The organism is Pedobacter terrestris (assembly GCF_052343045.1).
Classification (GTDB): domain Bacteria; phylum Bacteroidota; class Bacteroidia; order Sphingobacteriales; family Sphingobacteriaceae; genus Pedobacter.
Window position 1 is genome coordinate 1,536,189 of the sequence record NZ_CP180264.1, and the last position, 18,585, is coordinate 1,554,773.

Consider the following 18,585-nt stretch of genomic DNA (forward strand, 5'->3'; position numbering starts at 1 on the left):
TAGTTAAAAAGGTAAGGTTTCATTAGTGTTCAGCCTTAAATTCGGATTGAGTTTCATCACGTTCGAAGGAAAGGGAATGATGTACAAACGCGAATTTGGTGGCAACGTATACGTAACCTGCGGAACTGTTTTAGTAACGATAGGGAAGGTTCTGGTAATGGTTTTTGCATATGCCGGTTCATTGTTTAATCTTTTCAGATCAAAGAAACGGTTAAAGCCAAGAAGCAATTCCTTGCGGCGTTCTGCAATTACAATATCCATTGCATCTTTTATTGTTGTGGGCACAGGTAATGTTACAGTACCAGATGTGATGCGTTTTGCACGGATTTGATTGATAATATTGATCGATTCGGCCAGATTTCCTTCACGGGCATAACATTCGGCAAGCATCAGGTAAACTTCTGTTGTTTTCATACCAACTGTTGGATAGAAAAACTGGCGGTAGTTGATGGAGAAATACGAAGTTCCGGAACCGATATCCAGATAACTCGCATTGGTGCTGTTCATAAACAAGTTGTAGCGGGCATCGTTTTTACCGAACAGATTAACCAACTCCGGACTAAATATATATACATATAAAAAGGTAGATTCTGTATAACCTGTCATATACATATAGCTCAATACTTCTGGATTTTGCCCCGCCGGAACTGCAACGGTAGTTGGTCCGCCAAGTTTGGTTAGATTTACCAGATCGTAAATCGCATTGTTATAGCTCAATGATTTTAGTGCAGCTTCTTTGGCCTGCGAAAATTCGTGTTTAAAAAGGTGAATTTTTGCTTTAAGTGCCCAGGCGAATGCCAGTGAAGGATGATAAACATCAACCGGTGTTTGTTGCAGATAAGGGATTGCGGCATCAATATCGGCTTGTATAAAATCGTAAACCTGTTGTACAGTAGATTTTACAGGTTTGGCTTCCAAATCGTATTTATCCATAATACAAATGCCACCATCTGTTGCTGCAGTTTGCGGATCATATGCTTTTGCATAAACATTTACCAAAAGAAAATGATCAAAAGCGCGATAAACCTTTGCTTCGGCCTTTGCCAGTTGTTTAATGTTTTCATCCCCTTTGCTGCCATCTATTAATGAAATTATTGTATTCCAGCGGTTTATATAGCTGTAGCTTTGGTTGTACATGCTAGATCCGCTTAATAAATTGGTACGGGCATCGCTGTCATCAAAGGTGAAGTTAATGATGTCTATGTTTTTGGTACGGCCAATAACATTGGTTTCTTTCATCCATTGATCGTCAACCAAATATTGGAAGTTATTTATTGGATAAGCCCGGTTTGGAAAAGAAACCATTTTGTAATAGTCTTCGGCGGTTTCAATCACCATTGATCCAATTGGGGTGATGTCTGTATATTTTTTACAACCTGCAAGGAAGACCAAAACAAGAGTAAAAAGAAGTAAGAATTGTTTTTTCATGTTTTTGGTGTTTAGAAGGTTACGTTCAATCCGAATAGAAATGATTTGGGAATTTCAAGTGATCGGGTTCCGCTGTTTAAAGAATAGGTTTCCGGATCAATATCATCTCCGGCAGCACTCCAATACCATAAATTATTAACCTGAGCAGACATACGCACCTGACTTACATGCAGGGTTTTGCTTAAATGATTTGGAAGTGTGTAAGAAAGTGAAACGTTGCGTAATTTAATGTAGCTGGCATCGAGAATCTGCGCATCAGAATATTTCCAGAGTGTGCTCAGTGTTGATGCAAAATTAACGGCAGATGTTGGATAATCTACATAAATACGCGGTAGATCTGGCGTGTTACCATTTGTCCATCGTTGGTTAATATCCTGATCGTAAACCGTTGTGCTCGATAAATCGGTTACATCTTTACGCAATTTATTTCCGCCTGAGAAAACCAAAAGTGCACTGATGTCGAAATTTTTATAGCTGATGCGTTGCGATACAGAACCGTTATAAAGCGGGATTAACGTACCCATATTAACGATAGCACTGCTGTTGTTAATACTTTTTACTGCTGTTGGTGTTCCGCTTGCATCGAAAGTTACATTAGATTGCCCGTTTTCATCCAGAAAATAAGGGTAGCCATTTACCATTCCGCCGTATTTATATGCATAAACTGAATTAATGGGCTGATCAAGAAAAAAGTAGTCTCTCGGCGATGTAATATAAGATGCTGCTGATTGCACCGCGTTATTTACCTTTTGTACTTTGTTTCGGTTAAAGCCAATAACGATTGATGAGCTAAATGTCAAATCATTTTGTTTGAGCCACTCTCCGCTAACACTAAATTCTATCCCTCTGTTTCTCAATGCACCATTGTTTAACATGCGAGAAGCAGTTCCAACTGTTGGATCAAGTTCTGTGTTAACCAGTAAATCTGTACTGTATTTGTTGTATATATCTATGCTTCCGCGAAGGCGATTCTGGAAGAGCGCATAATCAATACCAAAGTTTGTAGTTGCAATGCGTTCCCACCGCAACTTCGGATTTGGAAGTGCTACAATGTTGGTGTATTGTAATGCGGGGAATAATCCGTCGCTACGAATTGTTGCCGTTAAATATGGAGAAGAACCTTGGTCTACATTTCCATTAAGACCATAAGTTGCGCGCACTTTTAGTAAGCTTAACCAGGCAAGGTTGCTTAAAAAATCTTCGTTGCTGGCATTCCAGCCTAAACCTACAGACCATTGCGGATTGTTTTTATACTTTGGATCTACGCCAAACAAATCGGTTTGATCTACGCGTACACTTCCCGTGAGGTTATATTTACTGCGGAAAGTATAACTCATGTTGCTGTATGCTGATAAATAGCGGTGTTTCGTTTGCGATTGTTTGGTAGCAGGTACGCCCAATGTGCGGTTGCCATAAATATAACTGGCGATACCTGTATTGTTCAATCTGTCCAGATCCAATAGCGTTGAACTTAATGTTACCGGATCATAACCATAACGTAGAGATTCTATTGTACGCGGGATTAATGTTTGGCGCATCTCAAAGCCTGCAATGGCTACAATGGCATGTTCATTTTCTTTATTGCCGAAAATTTTATCGTAATTCAACTGGTTTCTGAACGTATAGTTAGTGCTTTGCTGGGTTGACTGATAAAAACGCCCGCCTTCTGGTAAGTTGTGGGTATATATATTGTTTGCATAGCTGGTCATTGCATTGTAGGCATAACGCATTCTGTAGCTATTCTTATCAAAAAACTGCTCTCCATCGTTGCGTTTGTTTTCGTACTGAAATTGAGTACTGAAACTTAAACCGTCATAGATATTGGCTTTTATATTGGCAAATGTTCTTAGATTAATGGCTTTTGTATTCATTTGTCCCTCCTGAATAGCATCGAGCATGTTAAAGCGGAAAGATTTGAAATTTGAGTTGCCGGCAAGACTGGTAATTACCGCAGGATTAATGTTAAGTGAGGAAGAAAAACCATCAGACAGATTTACATAATCCGAATACACAAGGTTTCCATTTCCATCGGTAATTTGCTGATAGCGAGGTTGCAATTGGTAGTTTGTATAGTCATAACTGCTGCTCACGCTAGTATTGTAGGCCGCATTAATACCAATGGTTGCCGTTAACCATTTTTTAAGGTTGAAAGTAGATTTATTGTACAGCGTAAAATTCTTGCTGTTGTTGTATTTCATGCGTTCATCTGTTGCATCGTAATTCAGAGATAAAAAATTACTGCTTTTAGCGCCGTTAGAACTGAAAGATAAATTGTAACGCTGGCGTACTTCATTTTGCCAAACGTTATCTGCATAATCCTGATAATAATCATTTTGCCTCCATTGGTTTAGCGTATTGTTAACCTGCGCTGTACTTAAAGAGCCTTTGGATTGTAGCCGATACAATTCATAAAGCGGTGTATAGTATTTCGTAAGGCCATTGCCAACATTTCCATAATAATTAAACATGGCATCAGTAGACGCATACCTTGCACGTTCCTGGTTGTACACAGCGGTTTCGTAATCGATTAAATCACTTGTAGAAGCATAATGCATACTTTCGAATCCCGGTTTTCCGGTAATAAAAAGATCTGCATTGGCCGTAATTTTAACACCATTACCCTTACCACTCTTTGTAGCGATTACAATAACGCCGTTTCCGGAGCGCGAGCCATAAATAGACGCAGCAGCGGCATCTTTTAAGACCGTTATGGATTCTACATCGTAAGGATTTACCTGATCTAAAGTAACTTCGGTTGGCAAACCATCGATTACAATTAGCGGACTTGTACCCACCGTATTAGAAAAGGTTCCGATACCACGTAATACTGGCTGATCTGCTGTAAGTCCATTTGGATTTTTGGTGTACATTAAACCCGCAACTCTACCTTCTAATGCAGAAAGTAAATCTACATTTAGTTGTCTGTTTAAGGTAGCGCTGTCTATTGTTGTTGCAGCACCAGTACTGCGCTCGCGACTTAAATTCTGAAAACCATTTACTACAACATCCATCAAAAGTGATGGCGATTGGTAAAGTGTAACATTGATTAAGCCTGTAGAATTGCTGCGTGGAAGTGTTAATTCCCGCTCTTTATAACCGATAAAATTAAACAGTAAACTGTTGTGTTTATCGTCTAATTGTATAGTAAATAAACCTTCGCTATTAGTTTGAACAGCAGTTTTTTGGTCTTTTATACGTACAATAACGCCAGCCATAGGGCTTTCAGTGCTGTCTTTTACAACGCCTTTAATCCAGTATGTACCCGCAGATTGTGCAATTACTTTTGGTTTAAGAATAATGACTTTGCCTGTAATCTCGTAACTGAAATTTTGTTTACTGAAAATTTGCTCAAGGGTTTGACTTAGGTTTGCAGATTTGATATCAAGTGTTAAAGGATTGGTACCTTTTAAATGCGCTGCGTCAAACACAAATTCATAACCACTTTTTTTAGCAACTTCTGCAATTACTTTATCCAGGGGCGTGTTTTTAAAAGAAAAATTGAGGGTTTGTGCATGTAAAACACCAATATTCATTGCTGTTAATAACATCAGCAATGCGAATATTTTGGTAATAGGTTGGGATATGCGCTGCCTGAAGCACTGCGCATGCATGGTAAAATTCATTCAAATTAGTTTTTTTGGTTGTTGATAAATAGGGAAGGTAGGATGCTTGATAAATTATTGGATCACAGATAACCTCCTTTCAGTAAGTTGAAATTTGAGATTTGTTGTTAAGGAAATCATGCGGAGCAGTTCTGAGAGGTTTTGGTTTCTGCTGATTTTGATGTACAGTTGTCTTTGCGGTAAAGTATTGTAATCAACATCAATATCGTACCATCTGGAAATGTGGTGCATCACAACATCAATACTTTCGTTCTCGTAAATGAACAAACCATCTTTCCAGGCTGTGGCATTTTCGGTATTTACCGTGTCTACAGCGAGGCTATAATTGTTCACACTTGCCTGCTGTCCAGGTTTTAGGATTACAGAAGCGGAGGATTGATTGCTGGCAACTTTAATTTTCCCTTCAAGAAGGATTGCCCGCGCAACGTGATCATCTGTATAGGTAGAGAGGTCGAATTTGGTGCCCAAAACCGTTGTAGAAAAGGTTTTTGTATGTACAATAAATGGTTTCGACGGATTTTTGGCAACCTCGAAATACGCTTCTCCTTTTAGAGATACTTCGCGCGTGTTGCCATGAAAACCAATGGGGAAAGATAAAGTAGAGCCGGCATTTAAAAGTACGCTGGTTCCATCTGAAAGGGTAATTTTGTATTGTCCGCCGCGTGGTGTTTCAATTGTATTTATGGTAGATAAACCCGTAGTGTCAGAAGAATTAGCACGGTAAATGATGATCCCGTCAGCTTTTTTTTCAATGCTTACGCTTCCGGCTTTGGCGAATGTACCTTGTGCAACATTTTCTAAAACCAGATTTCTGCCGTCAGAAAGTTTTAGATTTGCCAAATTACCGCCTGCTTTAAAAGCTGTAAAATCTGAATCCTGGTTTTTGAAAATCAGAAATCCAGAAAAAGCAATGCTTCCGGTAATTACAATTGTTGCGGCAATTTTAAAAAACGGGCGCGTATACAGGCGGAAGGTTTTTCTGCCTCCATCAATGGAATCATTAATTTTGGCCTGCAAAGTTGCAAGGCGTTGTAAACGGGCAGAATCTGCAATGGCAAGTGCATCTTCACGATTTAGTGCATCAGAAATTAATCCACGCAGGTCGCTTTCATTTAACGTACCAAAATCTTTTAGCAATGCCTCAAGTTCTGCTGCGGTAGCGTTATTCTGAAGAAATTTCTGGTAAAATGCCTTAGTTTCTGGTGTACTTTTCATACTCGCGTTTTATTGTATACGCTCGAAAATTGGAAACACACTATCCGGAAAGTAAAAAAACTAAATATTTTTTGGTTGGCTCTATTTACGCAAGTAAAAAGCGATCATAAACAGGAGAAATTCTCTTGAATTGAAGAATATATAGTCCTTAATAGTCTTTGTTGCTTTAACGAGCTGGTTACTCACGGTTGATGGACTGATTTGGAGTAAGTTTGCAACTTCCTGATAGCTTTTTTCTTCTAATCTGCAGAGTTTAAAAATAATTTTTCGTTGTTCTGGTAATTTAGAGAGCGCTTTTTCCAGTAATGCTGTTCGTTCTTTATTTAGGATATAATCTTCGGTATGGTTATACAACTCGGCAAAGGTTTGCAGAAGATATTCCTGCATTTTTTTATCCCTGGCCAGTTTACGGTAATAATCAAATACAGTATTTTCGGCAATTTTATACAACCATCCCTTAAAAGATAAATCGTCTTTAATTGCTTTATGTTTCTCCCAAACTTTCAAAAAAATATCCTGAACCAACTCGTCTGCAATGTCGGGCAGTTTGGTCATAGATAAAATTTTAGTTAACAAAGCATTGCTGTACAACTGATATAAAGCTTCAAAAGCACGCCGGTTTCCCTGTTGCAGAAGTTTAATATGTTCAGCTTCTTTAGTCAATGTATAGTTCAGTTTGATTTTTATGGAGGGCGCGGAGAAATAGAATGCACTAAAATGAGAAAAATTTCTGAAAAACAGGATAAAAGCCATCAATCAGCATTAAAAAACAATCGATATATTTAGCATTGAAGCTGCAATTTGCCTAATGAAGATGAACAGAATTGATGCCATTTAAGTGGTTGATATTTATTATTTTAGTGGTATACAACCAAAAAAACAATTATGAAAATTGCAACAATCATCATCAGGGTGCTGCTTGGCGCCATGTACCTATTCGCGTCTGTCAGTTATTTTTTGAAATTTATGCCGGCGGAAGCGCCAAAAATGACCGATGCTCAAACAACTTTTATGGCAGGCGTTACCGCTTCGGTTTATTTAATGCCGCTTATTAAAGGAACAGAACTGGTTGCCGGTTTAATGTTGCTGATCGGAAAAACAGCACCTTTAGCTGCCTTGATGATTTTTCCCGTAACGCTAAATATTTTGTTGTACCACGCTTTTCTTGGTCCGGCAGAATTGCCAATGGCGGTTGGTTTGTTGTTATTTAATATTTTCCTTTTTTACGCTTACCGGAAAAAATACCTGCCGATTGTTTCTGCATAAAAACGGCCTTGTTTTGTAAATTTCTTCGCTTTTTTTAATTTAGTTAGTGTTCAAGTGTTATCTTTAATCACTAACTAAAAATTTAAAATATGAGAAAGTTCCAAGTTTTGATGCTATTAATCATAGCAACAGCCTTTTCTGCTCTTGCACAGAAGCAGGATGAAATTGTAGGCAGATGGCAGAATTCATCTGGTGAAGGACAAATAGAAATTTATAAAAAAGGCAGTAAATACTATGGTAAACTGGCTTGGATGAAAGAGCCTAATTTGGATGGAAAACCTAAAGTAGATACTAAAAATCCAGAAGATAACTTAAAAAAGAGACCATTGCTTAATTTGGAGATTCTAAAAGATTTCTCTTATAAAGATGGAAAATGGACCGACGGGACAATTTATGATCCTAAAAGTGGAAAAACCTATAGCTGTAACATGACTTTGAAAAGCACAGATGTACTTAATGTTAGAGGCTATGTTGGCGTATCACTTCTGGGCCGAACGGAGGTTTTTAAACGTGTAAAATAATTTTAAAATGAAACAAATAATCTGGTGCCTTTTTTTGGCACCATTTTTTTGCGCTGCACAATCGGGGCAAATGAAAATGCTTAATGAAAATACCAAAACAAGCCTGCGTGGTTTAAGTGTGGTATCTGACCAAGTGATTTGGGCCAGCGGCAGTAACGGAGCAATAGGTAAAACCATTGATGGTGGCAAAACCTGGAACTGGATGAAACCTCAGGGCTACGAAAAATTGGATTTTAGAGATATTGAAGCTTTTGACGATCAGGAAGCGATTGTTGTAAACGCAGGCTCACCGGCATACATTTTAAAAACCAGAGATGGCGGCAAAAGCTGGACGGAATACTACAAAAATGCCGACAGCGCAATTTTTTTGGACGGAATGGCTTTTTGGGATAAAAACAAAGCAATTGCCTTTGGCGATCCCATCAATAACGAAATGAAATTGCTGCGCACACTGGATGGAGGCGAGCATTGGACGGATATTTCTGCAAACCTTACGCGGAAAATGACCAAAGGCGAAGCAGGTTTTGCGGCAAGTGGTACAACTATAAAAACATTAAATGGAGGCAAAGTCTGGATTGCCACAGGTGGCACAGTTTCCAATATTTACTTCTCTTCTGATTTCGGACAAACCTGGAGTGTTTTTAAATGCCCGATTTGGCAGGGAGAAACAACTACAGGCCCATTTTCTATAGATTTTTATGATGCTAAAAACGGTGTTGTTGTTGGTGGAAATTATGTTAAAGATAAAGACAACAGCAATAATGTTTTGCGCACCACAGATGGTGGCAAAACCTGGCTAAAGCCAGAAAGTCCGGTTTTGGGCTATCGTTCTGGTGTAACTTATGTCGATAAGAACACATTGATTGCGACCGGAACTTCCGGAACAGATCTTTCTACAGATGGCGGCAAAAACTGGAAAAATATTTCAGGGCAAAGTTTTAATGCGGTGCAAAAATCTAAAAGTGGAAAACGCGTTGTATTGGCTGGCGAGAAAGGAACCATCTTTCTGCTGAAAAGCCACAACACAAAAAAATGATGTAACATTTATTCGCTCAAACAGTCAAAAACCGAAAAGAAACAGATGCAGCCAATACATTTTATTAAATGAGCAAAATTTGTTTCTTTGTTAAAATTAAATATATAAACTTTCTATGGACCTTTTACATACCATCTTTGGTAATGACATTCAAGCATCCCTTCTGATCATCCTAAATTTAATCGTAATTGAAAGTCTGCTTTCTGTAGATAATGCTGCAGTACTGGCAACTATGGTAATGGATTTACCGAAAGAGCAAAGAGATAAAGCCTTAAAATATGGCATTATTGGCGCTTATGTATTTCGCGGTATCTGTCTGTTTCTTGCGGCTTGGCTGGTAAAAATCTGGTGGTTAAAACCGCTTGGAGGTTTATATTTAATTTACCTTGCTTTTGATTATTTCCGTAAAAAAAGTGCTAAGAAAGAAGCTGATAATGAAGAATCTGTAGACAAAAGCAAAAGTTGGATTTATAAATCTACTGTAGGCTTAATTGGTACGTTTTGGGCAACTGTTGCACTTGTAGAAGTAATGGATCTTGCCTTTTCTATTGATAACGTTTTTGCCGCTGTGGCCTTTACAGATAACATTTATCTAATTTATATTGGTGTTTTTGTAGGCATTCTGGCTATGCGTTTTGTTGCGCAGGCTTTTGTAAAACTGATGGAGAAATTTACATTTCTGGAAACCGTTGCCTTTATTGTAATTGGTGTGCTTGGAATTAAATTAACCTCGTCTTTGTTTACGCATTTCAGTCCGCAATCGCCAATTACGCATTTGATAGAAGGAGAGGAGACTGATCTTTTTGTGTCTATTTTTACGGTAGCAATATTTGTTTTGCCGGTGCTTTCTTCTTTGATATTTAATTTTCCGAAACAAAATAAAGCAGAAGCAGAAGTAGCCGAGCGGGCAGAAGATGTACTGGATAAATCTTAAGGTTTTATTCCAACGTCTATAAAATTCTTACAATAAACCGTTTAAAATCCTCAATCAAATTACAGATATTGGATACAGATACGGTTTATGAAAACACAAGAGCGCATGGCTTTTTACAAACATTATTCTTTCGATCTTTGGTTAACGCTGATTAAATCCAATCCTTCGTTTAAACAAGAACGGGCCGCTTATTTTCATCAGAAATTCAATCCTAAAAATAAGCCGCTTGAAGAGGTAATAATCATTTTCCGGCGTGTGGATTTGATGGTAAATGCCATTAATGAGAAAACCGGTAAAAACGTAGATGCCGACGAAATGTACCTGATGGTCATCAGTATGATGAATGATTTTGAGGTACATTTCCAAATCGATCTTCCAACACTTGAGTTAGAAATGGAAGAACTTTTACTAAATCACATGCCCTTAATCTACAGCGATTCTACGTTAGAAACGCTGTCTGCATTGAAAAACAATTCAATATCTACAACAAATATTCTGAGCAATACCGGTTTTATCCGCGGTAAAACATTAAGAAAAGTAGTGTATCATCTGGGTATTGATTGTTTTATCGATTTTCAATTGTATTCTGATGAAGTGCGCATGTCTAAACCCAATCCCGGTTTTTTTCAGCTTATGCTGGATGGAATAAATCGCGATATACATTCCGATATCAAACTTTCAGAAATTCTCCATGTTGGCGATAATCCAGTTGCAGATATTGGTGGCGCTGAGGCTGCCGGAATTCACAGTTTACTAATTAATTCCAATGATTTATCTATATTAAACCTTCTCTATGATTCCATTTACCTACGCACTTCACAAGATCGACAATACCAATAACTTTGGTTTTGATCCAGATGCATATAGCCGCTTTAAATTTGGTGACGATCTGGTTGCGAAAGCTTTTGGCTGCGATCTCGCCGATGGATTTATCCGCTACTATCTTGCCGATAATTCGATAACAGATCAGATTGTGGTCATTTCGAGCCCGTATAGTTTTATCCCGACCGCAACTTTTGCGATGAAAAACTATTTCGTTTCACAACTTAACCGCTGGCTAATCGAAAATAATGGTTTACCTGTACAAGAAACTAAAGTGCACAGAACGGTAACCTATAAAGAAGATTACGGCGAATTAAGTGCAGAAGAACGCCTGAGTTTAATTGGCAACGATTCTTTTCATATTGATAAAGATTTTCTTGAAGGCAAAACGTTACTCTTTCTAGATGATATTAAAATTACCGGAAGTCACGAAAGAATGATTCTTAAAATGGCGGAAACCTATGGGTTAAAAAATGAAATTCATATGCTGTATTTCGGCGAACTTATTAACCGCAACATTCACCCCAGTGTAGAAAATTTTCTAAATTATCACCAGGTAAAATCCATTTTCGATTTAGAAACAATCATCAATAGCGGGCATTTTCGCTTTAATACGCGTATTGTTAAATACATTCTGAATACAGAACATCAGGCTTTTTCCTTATTTATCCAACGGATGAATACCGATTTTATACACCAGTTATATGACCTTGCTTTGGGCAACAGTTACCACCTGATGGAAGCCTACAGCGAAAACCTGAATTGGATTAACACTTACATTAAAGACAATAATTATAAACTTATATAATAGAATGCTATGGCTATAAATTTGCAAAAAGGACAGAGAGAGAATATCGGCGCACCAAAATTTACCATTGGTTTGGGTTGGGATACCAACAGCTCATCAACCGGTTCTGCGTTTGATTTGGATGCATCAGTTTTTATGTTAAACGATCAGAAAAAGCTGGTTTCAGATGAGAATTTTGTGTTTTACAACAATCTGGTTTCTCCCGATGGATCTGTTGAACATACTGGTGATAATTTAACCGGAGATGGAGATGGAGACGATGAACAAGTTAAAGTAGACCTGACAAAAATAGATGGCAGGGTGAACGAAATTTGTATAGTAGTTACCATTCACGAATCTGATGTGCGCAGGCAAAATTTCGGTCAGGTGAGAAATTCGTTCGTCCGCATTTTTGATTCTGCTACCAACGAAGAACTGTTGAAATACGAATTGGAAGAAGATTTTTCTATTGAAACGGCTGTAGAATTTGGCCGAATTTACAAACGTGATGGAAAATGGAAATTTGAAGCAGTTGGCGTGGGCATGAAAGGTGGTTTACAGGATTATTTAAATAAATATCAATAGTATTATGGCAATTAATCTTCAAAAAGGACAACGTATTAGTCTGGAAAAAAGCAATGGCAGTACATTGCAAAATGTTTGTGTGGGTATAAACTGGGGCGCTATTGAAAAGAAAGGTCTGTTTGGTTTCGGAAAAACACAGGAGGCCGTAGATCTTGATGCAAGTTGTGCCTTATACAATGAAAATAAACAGCTTTTGGAAGTGGTTTATTTTGGCAATTTGAAATCAAAAAACGGTTCTGTAAAACACAGTGGCGATGATTTAACCGGCGATATGGGCGGTGATGATGGTTTAGATAATGAAGTTATTACACTTGATTTTTCTGCACTTGATGCCAATGTTGCACACGTTGCTTTTGTACTGAATAGTTTTAGAGGGCAAGATTTTGGAACCATTCCTTTTGCATCTATACGCATTTACGAAGGATCTCCAAAACGTGTAAATGAAGTTTTCGCAACTTATGATATTGCCAACGGATCTAACTTTTCTGGTCACGTATCTATGGTGATGGGTGTTTTTTACAAAAAAAATAACGAGTGGAAATTTAATGCCATTGGCGAGCCTACACGCGATAAAAAACTGGAAGATACCGTGAAAACCGTAACCCAGAATTATTTATAGACTAAAAAGTCTGCTTAATTTTTAAATTATGGAAAGCAACCCAAACGTTCCTCAGTCACTTACACCAGTTAAACTTGATAAAGATGGCAACGTAGAACTCGAAAAAATATCGCCGGAAGAAAACTTAAAATATCAGGAAATTGCCAAAAGCCTTGAACCTTCTGATGTAAACTCTATTCTGAATTATGGAAATGAAACCCAAAATTCTATGGAGAAATACAGTAACGATTTTCTGGCTTCTGTACGTACTTACAATAGCGGAGAAGTTGGTGGCTTAATTAATGAGTTGCTTACAGAGCTGAATTATATTGATGTTTCTGAACTGGAACAAAGTGGTTTCAAGTCGTTTATTTCCAGGATACCATTTCTGAAAAACCTGGTAGTAGACGTAAAAAAACTCTTTCAGAAATACGATGTTGTGGTGAATAATATTGATAAAATCACCAATAAAATTAAAGCCGGAAGGTTAAATTCTATCAAAGACAACAGTTCTTTGCAAACGATGTTTGATAGCAATGTAAGTTATATCCATCAAATGGAAGAACTGATTATTGCGGGGCAACTCAAGTATAACGAACTAAATCTGAAATTGGCAGAAATGGAAGGCCGGCCCGCAGATTATCAGGATTATGAGATAGCCGATTTGCGCGATTTTATCAGCAGGTTAGACAAACGCCTGGCTGATATGAAAATTGTGCGTTTTATTATGCTGCAATCGCTGGCTCAAATCCGCGTAGTGCAGAACAACAATACATCCATTGCTGAGAAAGCACAGTCTATCGTGTCCACAACCATTCCTGTCTGGAAAAACCAGTTGACAATTGCCGTTGCTTTACAAAGGCAAAAAGCCAATGTAGAAATGCAGAAGAAAATTTCTGATACCACAAATACAATTCTGCAAAAAAATGCAGAAATGCTGAAGCAGAATAGCATAGACGTGGCCAAAGAAAATGAGAAAACTGTAGTATCTTTGGAAACTTTAAAACGCACCACTTCTTCGTTGATTGAAACCTTAAACGAGGTTAAACAAATTCATGAAGCGGGTGCACAGAGCAGAAGAGTTTTGGATGGCGAATTGAAAACCCTCGAAACCGAGCTCAAGAAAAACGTTACGCGAGTGAGTTAAATAAGGAATGGATGAATACCGCTTAAATATTTTAAAAAAATCGAACACAGAAATCAGCCGTTTACAGCTGCTTTCTGTGTTTTTTGATGAAGAAATCATCTATAAAATTTTTTTAAGGAGCCAGGTTATACATCAACTCTTTGTAAATAATGAAGAACTTGAAATTGATAAACTCGATCTTTTTCATGTGCAATTCACCGCGAGCGTTATCGAGCTGCTGCGAAAAATTAAAAAAAGCAATGAAAGAAATGTAACGTTGCTTTACGATGAAATCCACATCAATGAAGGCTTGATCGAGCGTATGTCAGGCGCTTTAATTACCCAAAAAGACTTCGAGCTGGCAAAGCCGAAACAAACACTAAAGGTAAGCCAATCTTTACGCCGTTTATTTGATGTCCTTTCCGATCACAGTACCGATTTTCCTTTTTCAAAAAATATAAATTCCTTCAGTTCCCGCTATGCAAATGATTTTTATTTCGATATCAATCCGCAACAACTTGCAGAATTAATTGATGTTGGCGATAAAAAAATGTACATTCATGTGTTTGCCAGCATCGAAAAAAAACTAATGGGTTTGCTGTGCAAATATGAATTTAGAAGCACTTTTTTGATGGGATTAAAATCCGGAGAGATGGTTATGGAAATTTACCGTTTTTTGGATACCGATAGGCATTTTTTGTTTTTTCCTGGTCGGAATCTTTTCCTTTTCTGTGACTTAACTATATTAAACGAGATTGATCAGTCTAATAATTTATCTGAACGAGAAAAAATTGTTCAAGAACTGGAATATAAAAACGACCGTTTAACAAGTAATGCAGCTGTGCTTAAAACCGCTATACCTGCAGAGATTATTCAGTTACTTGAAGACAGTTATCTTAAAATATCTGATATTAATTTCCTGAATCACCTGAATAATTTTGATGTTCAATCGAATATCTTAAAGGCAATGCTGAAAACAGAATTGTTTTAACTGGTTCACTAGTTCATTGGTTCATTTGTCATTAGTTCATTTGTAAAGCCAATCAGAGCTTTGAATTTCCGCAACGACGACGGACAATATGTGTTAAGAATATGTTTTCTTTTTCCGTGACTTCTGTGTTTCCGTGGCAAAGTCGATTGGTTCATTGGTCATTTGTTCATCGGTCATTGATTCATTTGTGAAGCCAATCAGAGCTTTGAATTTCCGCAACGACGAGGGGCAATCTGTGCTTAAAATTTTGTTTTCCTTTTCCGTGTCTCCGTGGCAACAAGAAAGATTGCTTCTTCGAACCGACGTGTTAATTAAAAATTCACTACAAGCAATACATCGCTTCCCATTTGCGGATGAGTTCTACGCGAAATTTCACATATTTCGGTGTCAAAAACACATTCGACCAATCGTCATAATTGTCGTAAAAGAATTTTAGAAAGAAAATATGAAAGCAGATGCCAAGGTAGGGGATTGCTGCAATTTCGTCTTGGCTTAAAGGTCGATACTGCATATATGTATCTAGAAATAACTTAAAGTCCACTTCTGCCTGTTCACTGGATATCATATTATTTACCTGGTGGAAAAAATAATGGTTTAGAAATGACATCAAATCGTTTACAAGATAACCTGTGCCAGCGAAGTCAAAATCGAAAAAGGTTATTTTTCCTTGTTCATCAAAGTGAAAGTTTTTCGGGAAAAAATCATAATGACAATAGCCAACAGAAAAATTTCTGGTATCAAACGTTTCAAATTTAGACATCACCATTTCTGAGAGTTGAGTGAGATAAGTTAGCTCATCTTTCAATTCCGGAACTTTTAAATGTAAGGTTTCTAAAGGTTGGATCAACGTTGTTTGGAAATCGAATACTGGTCTGCGGCCCGCTAATTTAATTTTAGAAGTGGTTTGATGAATTTTAGCCATATCGGTACCGAGAGAAATCAAATGATTCGGTTCGAGATCATGAATAACTTTTCCTTTAGCATAACTGAATAAAACACCATTTCTGATTCCTTCAACCGCATTAAATTGCTGAATCTGTTGTCCATTTTGATCTGTAATTGGGTAGCCAACAGAATTGCCATCTGCTTTTAAACAATTCAACAATTCAACTTCAGCTTCAATTTCTTCGCGTTTTCGGTGCGCATCACGGTAAATTTTAAAAATAAATTTCTCCGAATCATTCTCTAACAAATAGGTATCACTCACGTTTCTGATTAACAGTTTGCATTGTGTGTTTTTATGCAATTGATACCGGTCAATCAGACAATTTTGTAGCGCTATCGCAGATAAAGTGGAATATTGGGCAGGAAAAAAGCTGGGCATAAGGCGTTGTTTACTGTAAAAATAAGAAAATTTAAGTAGGCGGGATTTCTCACGCAAAAGGCGCGAATCTGTGTTCAGAATATGTTTTCCTTTTTCCGTGAATTCTGCGTTTCCGTGGCAAATAGAGAGATTGCTTTCCCGAAAAGTCGGGGCAGGCAGTCGTTCCTCTTTACAACGACGATTTTTTTGCTTCGTTGTTATTACTCACCCAACGTAAGTGGTTTGTGTAGAGGCGTGAAGTAATCTGTAAAAAAGCAAATTATTTCCTGAAAGCTTTTGGTGTGTTTTGCATTTGTCTTTTAAAGAAAATATTAAAATTGGCCGGATATTCAAAACCAAGGCAATAGGCAATTTCAGAAATGTTCCATTCCGTATGCCTCAACAAAGCAATTGCCTCTGTGGTAATTCGTTTAGAGATATGCTCAGAAGTGGTTTTTCCTGTAACTTCTTTAACGGCATGGTTCAGGTGGTTCACATGTACAGACAGACGCAAAGCAAAATCGTGGGCGGTTTTGAGCTCTAATACATGTTCTGTAGAGCCAATCGGGAATTGCCGTTCAAGTAATTCTATAAAAAGAGATGTAAGTCTTACCGAAGCATTGTTTTGTTTAAAAACATCACCAGCAGGCCTAACTTTTAGGGCTTCGTGTACCACCAATTGTACATAATTGCGCAGCAAATCATATTTATGAATATAATCGCCATCCATTTCGCGCATCATACTAGAGAAAATGCCCTGCAAATTTTCCTCTTGTTTTTCAGTAATGTGAATAACGGGGCTATCATTTATGCGCCATAGTAAAGAGTCTCTCAGACTTTCGTTTCGGCTGTGGATGAAATTTTCTGTAAATAAACAAAAATAACCAGCAGGCTTAGGCGATGTACTTTCCCATGAATATGGAATATTTGGATTCGTAAACAGCAGAGCCCGTCCTTTTATTTCAATTTCTGCATCCGGATAGTGTAGAATGCCATTTCCAATAATAAGCGAGATTTTGTAAAAGTCTCTCCGGCTAAAAGCGGAAGGCATGTTGGTGCAAGCCACTGAGCGGTTAAATACGTTGAAATGGCCAATATCATCAATCATACCTAAACTTGGCGTGGGAATTTCCGGACGGGTTATTTTTAACCTGTTGTAAAAATCTTCCAGTGTTTCCTTTTTGTTTAAGGTGTTGATTTCCTGATTCCTGGCCAGCATAAGTTTTGAAGTTGTGATAAACAAATTTAAGGTTTAATCACCATTCCTTCGTGCATTTCTTCAGTAGGCTCTGCAACTAATTTGTCACCTTCCTTTAAATCGCCAAAAATTTCAACTTTATCATCCGTATCCCTGCCTTTTTTTACTTCCAGTTTTACGGCCTTATTATTAACTACTTTGAAGATAAACAAACCTTCACTGGTATCTAATAAAGCATTTTTTGGGATTACAAACGTGCTGATATTTGCCGGAAGCGGCACATTAACTTCTGCAACCATGCCTGGTAAAAGTGTTTTTTTTACATTTGGCACATCCATTTCTACACGTTCTGAACGTAAACGTAAATCTAAAGCGCCTGATAAACGTTTCACTTTTGCGGTGAATTTTTGGTTTGGAAGCGATTTTACCGTGAAACTCACCTCGTCGCCTTGTTTTAAATAACCCGTATATACTTCTGGAATAGATACTGCTAGTCTGAGGTTCTTCTGATCCTGTAAAGTAAAAATCGGAAAATCAGACCCTTTTCCGGTTGGACCAACATAAGCGCCTAAATTTACATTTCTGGCAGATATTACACCGCTAAATGGCGCACGGATTGTTAAATAATCTTGTATGGAGCCGACCTCTTTGTATGAAGCTTTGGCTGCTTCCAGTTGTGCAAAATCTGCATTTCTTCTGGCCAAAGCCTGATCCAGATCATTCACAGAAATTGTACCTGGGGTTTTGCTGGTTTCATAAAGACGGTTGTAATTTGCCTTGCTTGCCGTATAAACCGCTTCCTGAGCTTTTAATCTGGATTGTGCTGCAGAAACCTGCGATGCCATTTCTGGTGCTTCCAGTGTCATCAACAATTGCCCTTTTGTCACTTCAGAGCCAATATCTGCATTTAAGGTTTTTACAAAACTGCTTACTTTGGCATATAAGTCTACCTGTTGCAGTGCAATTAATTCTCCCGGAAGGTTGAGATTGGTAGAGAGTTTTGTTTTCTTTAACTCGAAAGTTTGCACGGCAGCTTCTTTTTCTGCTGTTGGGTCGCTTTTGTCTTCACGATGGCCACACGAAGCGAGAATGGTGCTTGCCGCCAGTGCGGTATATATAACTGTTCTGGAAAATATCTTTGTATTCATGTGT

Annotated in this window: 17 protein-coding genes; 10 read left to right on the plus strand and 7 right to left on the minus strand. The window is 37.9% G+C overall.

What is annotated here, in order from left to right; genetic code table 11:
- Positions 1 to 3: 3 nt before the first annotated feature.
- The 4 genes from ACJVDH_RS06605 to ACJVDH_RS06620 form a co-directional block, all read right to left on the minus strand.
- The gene (locus ACJVDH_RS06605; RefSeq protein ID WP_443946769.1) at positions 4 to 1,428 is read right to left on the minus strand and encodes a RagB/SusD family nutrient uptake outer membrane protein; all 1,425 of its coding nucleotides are present in this window, start codon (positions 1,426 to 1,428) and stop codon (positions 4 to 6) included.
- Between the two features lie 11 nt (positions 1,429 to 1,439).
- Positions 1,440 to 5,051: a SusC/RagA family TonB-linked outer membrane protein gene (locus tag ACJVDH_RS06610; RefSeq protein WP_443946770.1), complete on the minus strand. Its 3,612-nt coding sequence runs from the start codon at positions 5,049 to 5,051 to the stop codon at positions 1,440 to 1,442.
- Positions 5,052 to 5,105: 54 nt separating this feature from the next.
- Positions 5,106 to 6,266, minus strand: a complete 1,161-nt coding sequence (locus tag ACJVDH_RS06615; protein WP_443946771.1) for a FecR family protein — start codon at positions 6,264 to 6,266, stop codon at positions 5,106 to 5,108.
- A gap of 81 nt (positions 6,267 to 6,347) precedes the next feature.
- Positions 6,348 to 7,019: an RNA polymerase sigma factor gene (locus ACJVDH_RS06620; RefSeq protein WP_443946772.1), complete on the minus strand. Its 672-nt coding sequence runs from the start codon at positions 7,017 to 7,019 to the stop codon at positions 6,348 to 6,350.
- Positions 7,020 to 7,151: 132 nt separating this feature from the next.
- Between ACJVDH_RS06620 and ACJVDH_RS06625 the strand changes: the two genes are divergently transcribed.
- The 10 genes from ACJVDH_RS06625 to ACJVDH_RS06670 all read left to right on the plus strand — a co-directional run bounded on the left by ACJVDH_RS06625 (position 7,152) and on the right by ACJVDH_RS06670 (position 14,932).
- Positions 7,152 to 7,532 (plus strand): DoxX family membrane protein, encoded by a 381-nt coding sequence (locus ACJVDH_RS06625; protein ID WP_443946773.1) that lies wholly within the window; start codon positions 7,152 to 7,154, stop codon positions 7,530 to 7,532.
- An 89-nt stretch (positions 7,533 to 7,621) separates the two neighbouring features.
- The gene (locus ACJVDH_RS06630) at positions 7,622 to 8,053 is read left to right on the plus strand and encodes a DUF2147 domain-containing protein (protein ID WP_443946774.1); all 432 of its coding nucleotides are present in this window, start codon (positions 7,622 to 7,624) and stop codon (positions 8,051 to 8,053) included.
- A 7-nt stretch (positions 8,054 to 8,060) separates the two neighbouring features.
- Positions 8,061 to 9,089 (plus strand): WD40/YVTN/BNR-like repeat-containing protein, encoded by a 1,029-nt coding sequence (locus tag ACJVDH_RS06635; protein ID WP_443946775.1) that lies wholly within the window; start codon positions 8,061 to 8,063, stop codon positions 9,087 to 9,089.
- 115 nt (positions 9,090 to 9,204) lie between these two features.
- Positions 9,205 to 10,023: a TerC family protein gene (locus tag ACJVDH_RS06640; protein ID WP_443946776.1), complete on the plus strand. Its 819-nt coding sequence runs from the start codon at positions 9,205 to 9,207 to the stop codon at positions 10,021 to 10,023.
- 87 nt (positions 10,024 to 10,110) lie between these two features.
- Positions 10,111 to 10,863 (plus strand): HAD family hydrolase, encoded by a 753-nt coding sequence (locus ACJVDH_RS06645; RefSeq protein ID WP_443946777.1) that lies wholly within the window; start codon positions 10,111 to 10,113, stop codon positions 10,861 to 10,863.
- Positions 10,817 to 11,653: a phosphoribosyltransferase family protein gene (locus tag ACJVDH_RS06650; protein ID WP_443946778.1), complete on the plus strand. Its 837-nt coding sequence runs from the start codon at positions 10,817 to 10,819 to the stop codon at positions 11,651 to 11,653. Before ACJVDH_RS06645 ends, ACJVDH_RS06650 begins: the two co-directional genes overlap by 47 nt.
- A 9-nt stretch (positions 11,654 to 11,662) precedes the next feature.
- Positions 11,663 to 12,217, plus strand: coding sequence for a TerD family protein (locus ACJVDH_RS06655; protein WP_443946779.1), 555 nt, complete (start codon positions 11,663 to 11,665; stop codon positions 12,215 to 12,217).
- A 4-nt stretch (positions 12,218 to 12,221) separates the two neighbouring features.
- A complete protein-coding gene (locus ACJVDH_RS06660) occupies positions 12,222 to 12,836 on the plus strand; it encodes a TerD family protein (protein WP_443946780.1) in 615 nt (204 codons plus the stop codon).
- 28 nt (positions 12,837 to 12,864) lie between these two features.
- Positions 12,865 to 13,962 (plus strand): toxic anion resistance protein, encoded by a 1,098-nt coding sequence (locus ACJVDH_RS06665; RefSeq protein WP_443946781.1) that lies wholly within the window; start codon positions 12,865 to 12,867, stop codon positions 13,960 to 13,962.
- Between the two features lie 7 nt (positions 13,963 to 13,969).
- Complete coding sequence (locus tag ACJVDH_RS06670) at positions 13,970 to 14,932, plus strand: hypothetical protein (RefSeq protein ID WP_443946782.1); 963 nt, start codon at positions 13,970 to 13,972, stop codon at positions 14,930 to 14,932.
- Positions 14,933 to 15,254: 322 nt separating this feature from the next.
- Here the strand turns inward: ACJVDH_RS06670 and ACJVDH_RS06675 are convergent, their stop codons facing one another.
- The 3 genes from ACJVDH_RS06675 to ACJVDH_RS06685 form a co-directional block, all read right to left on the minus strand.
- A complete protein-coding gene (locus ACJVDH_RS06675; RefSeq protein WP_443946783.1) occupies positions 15,255 to 16,256 on the minus strand; it encodes a phosphotransferase enzyme family protein in 1,002 nt (333 codons plus the stop codon).
- Between the two features lie 259 nt (positions 16,257 to 16,515).
- On the minus strand, positions 16,516 to 17,454 hold the full coding sequence (locus ACJVDH_RS06680; protein WP_443946784.1) for a helix-turn-helix domain-containing protein: 939 nt from the start codon (positions 17,452 to 17,454) through the stop codon (positions 16,516 to 16,518).
- A 26-nt stretch (positions 17,455 to 17,480) separates the two neighbouring features.
- On the minus strand, positions 17,481 to 18,581 hold the full coding sequence (locus tag ACJVDH_RS06685) for an efflux RND transporter periplasmic adaptor subunit (RefSeq protein WP_443946785.1): 1,101 nt from the start codon (positions 18,579 to 18,581) through the stop codon (positions 17,481 to 17,483).
- Positions 18,582 to 18,585 lie beyond the last annotated feature (4 nt).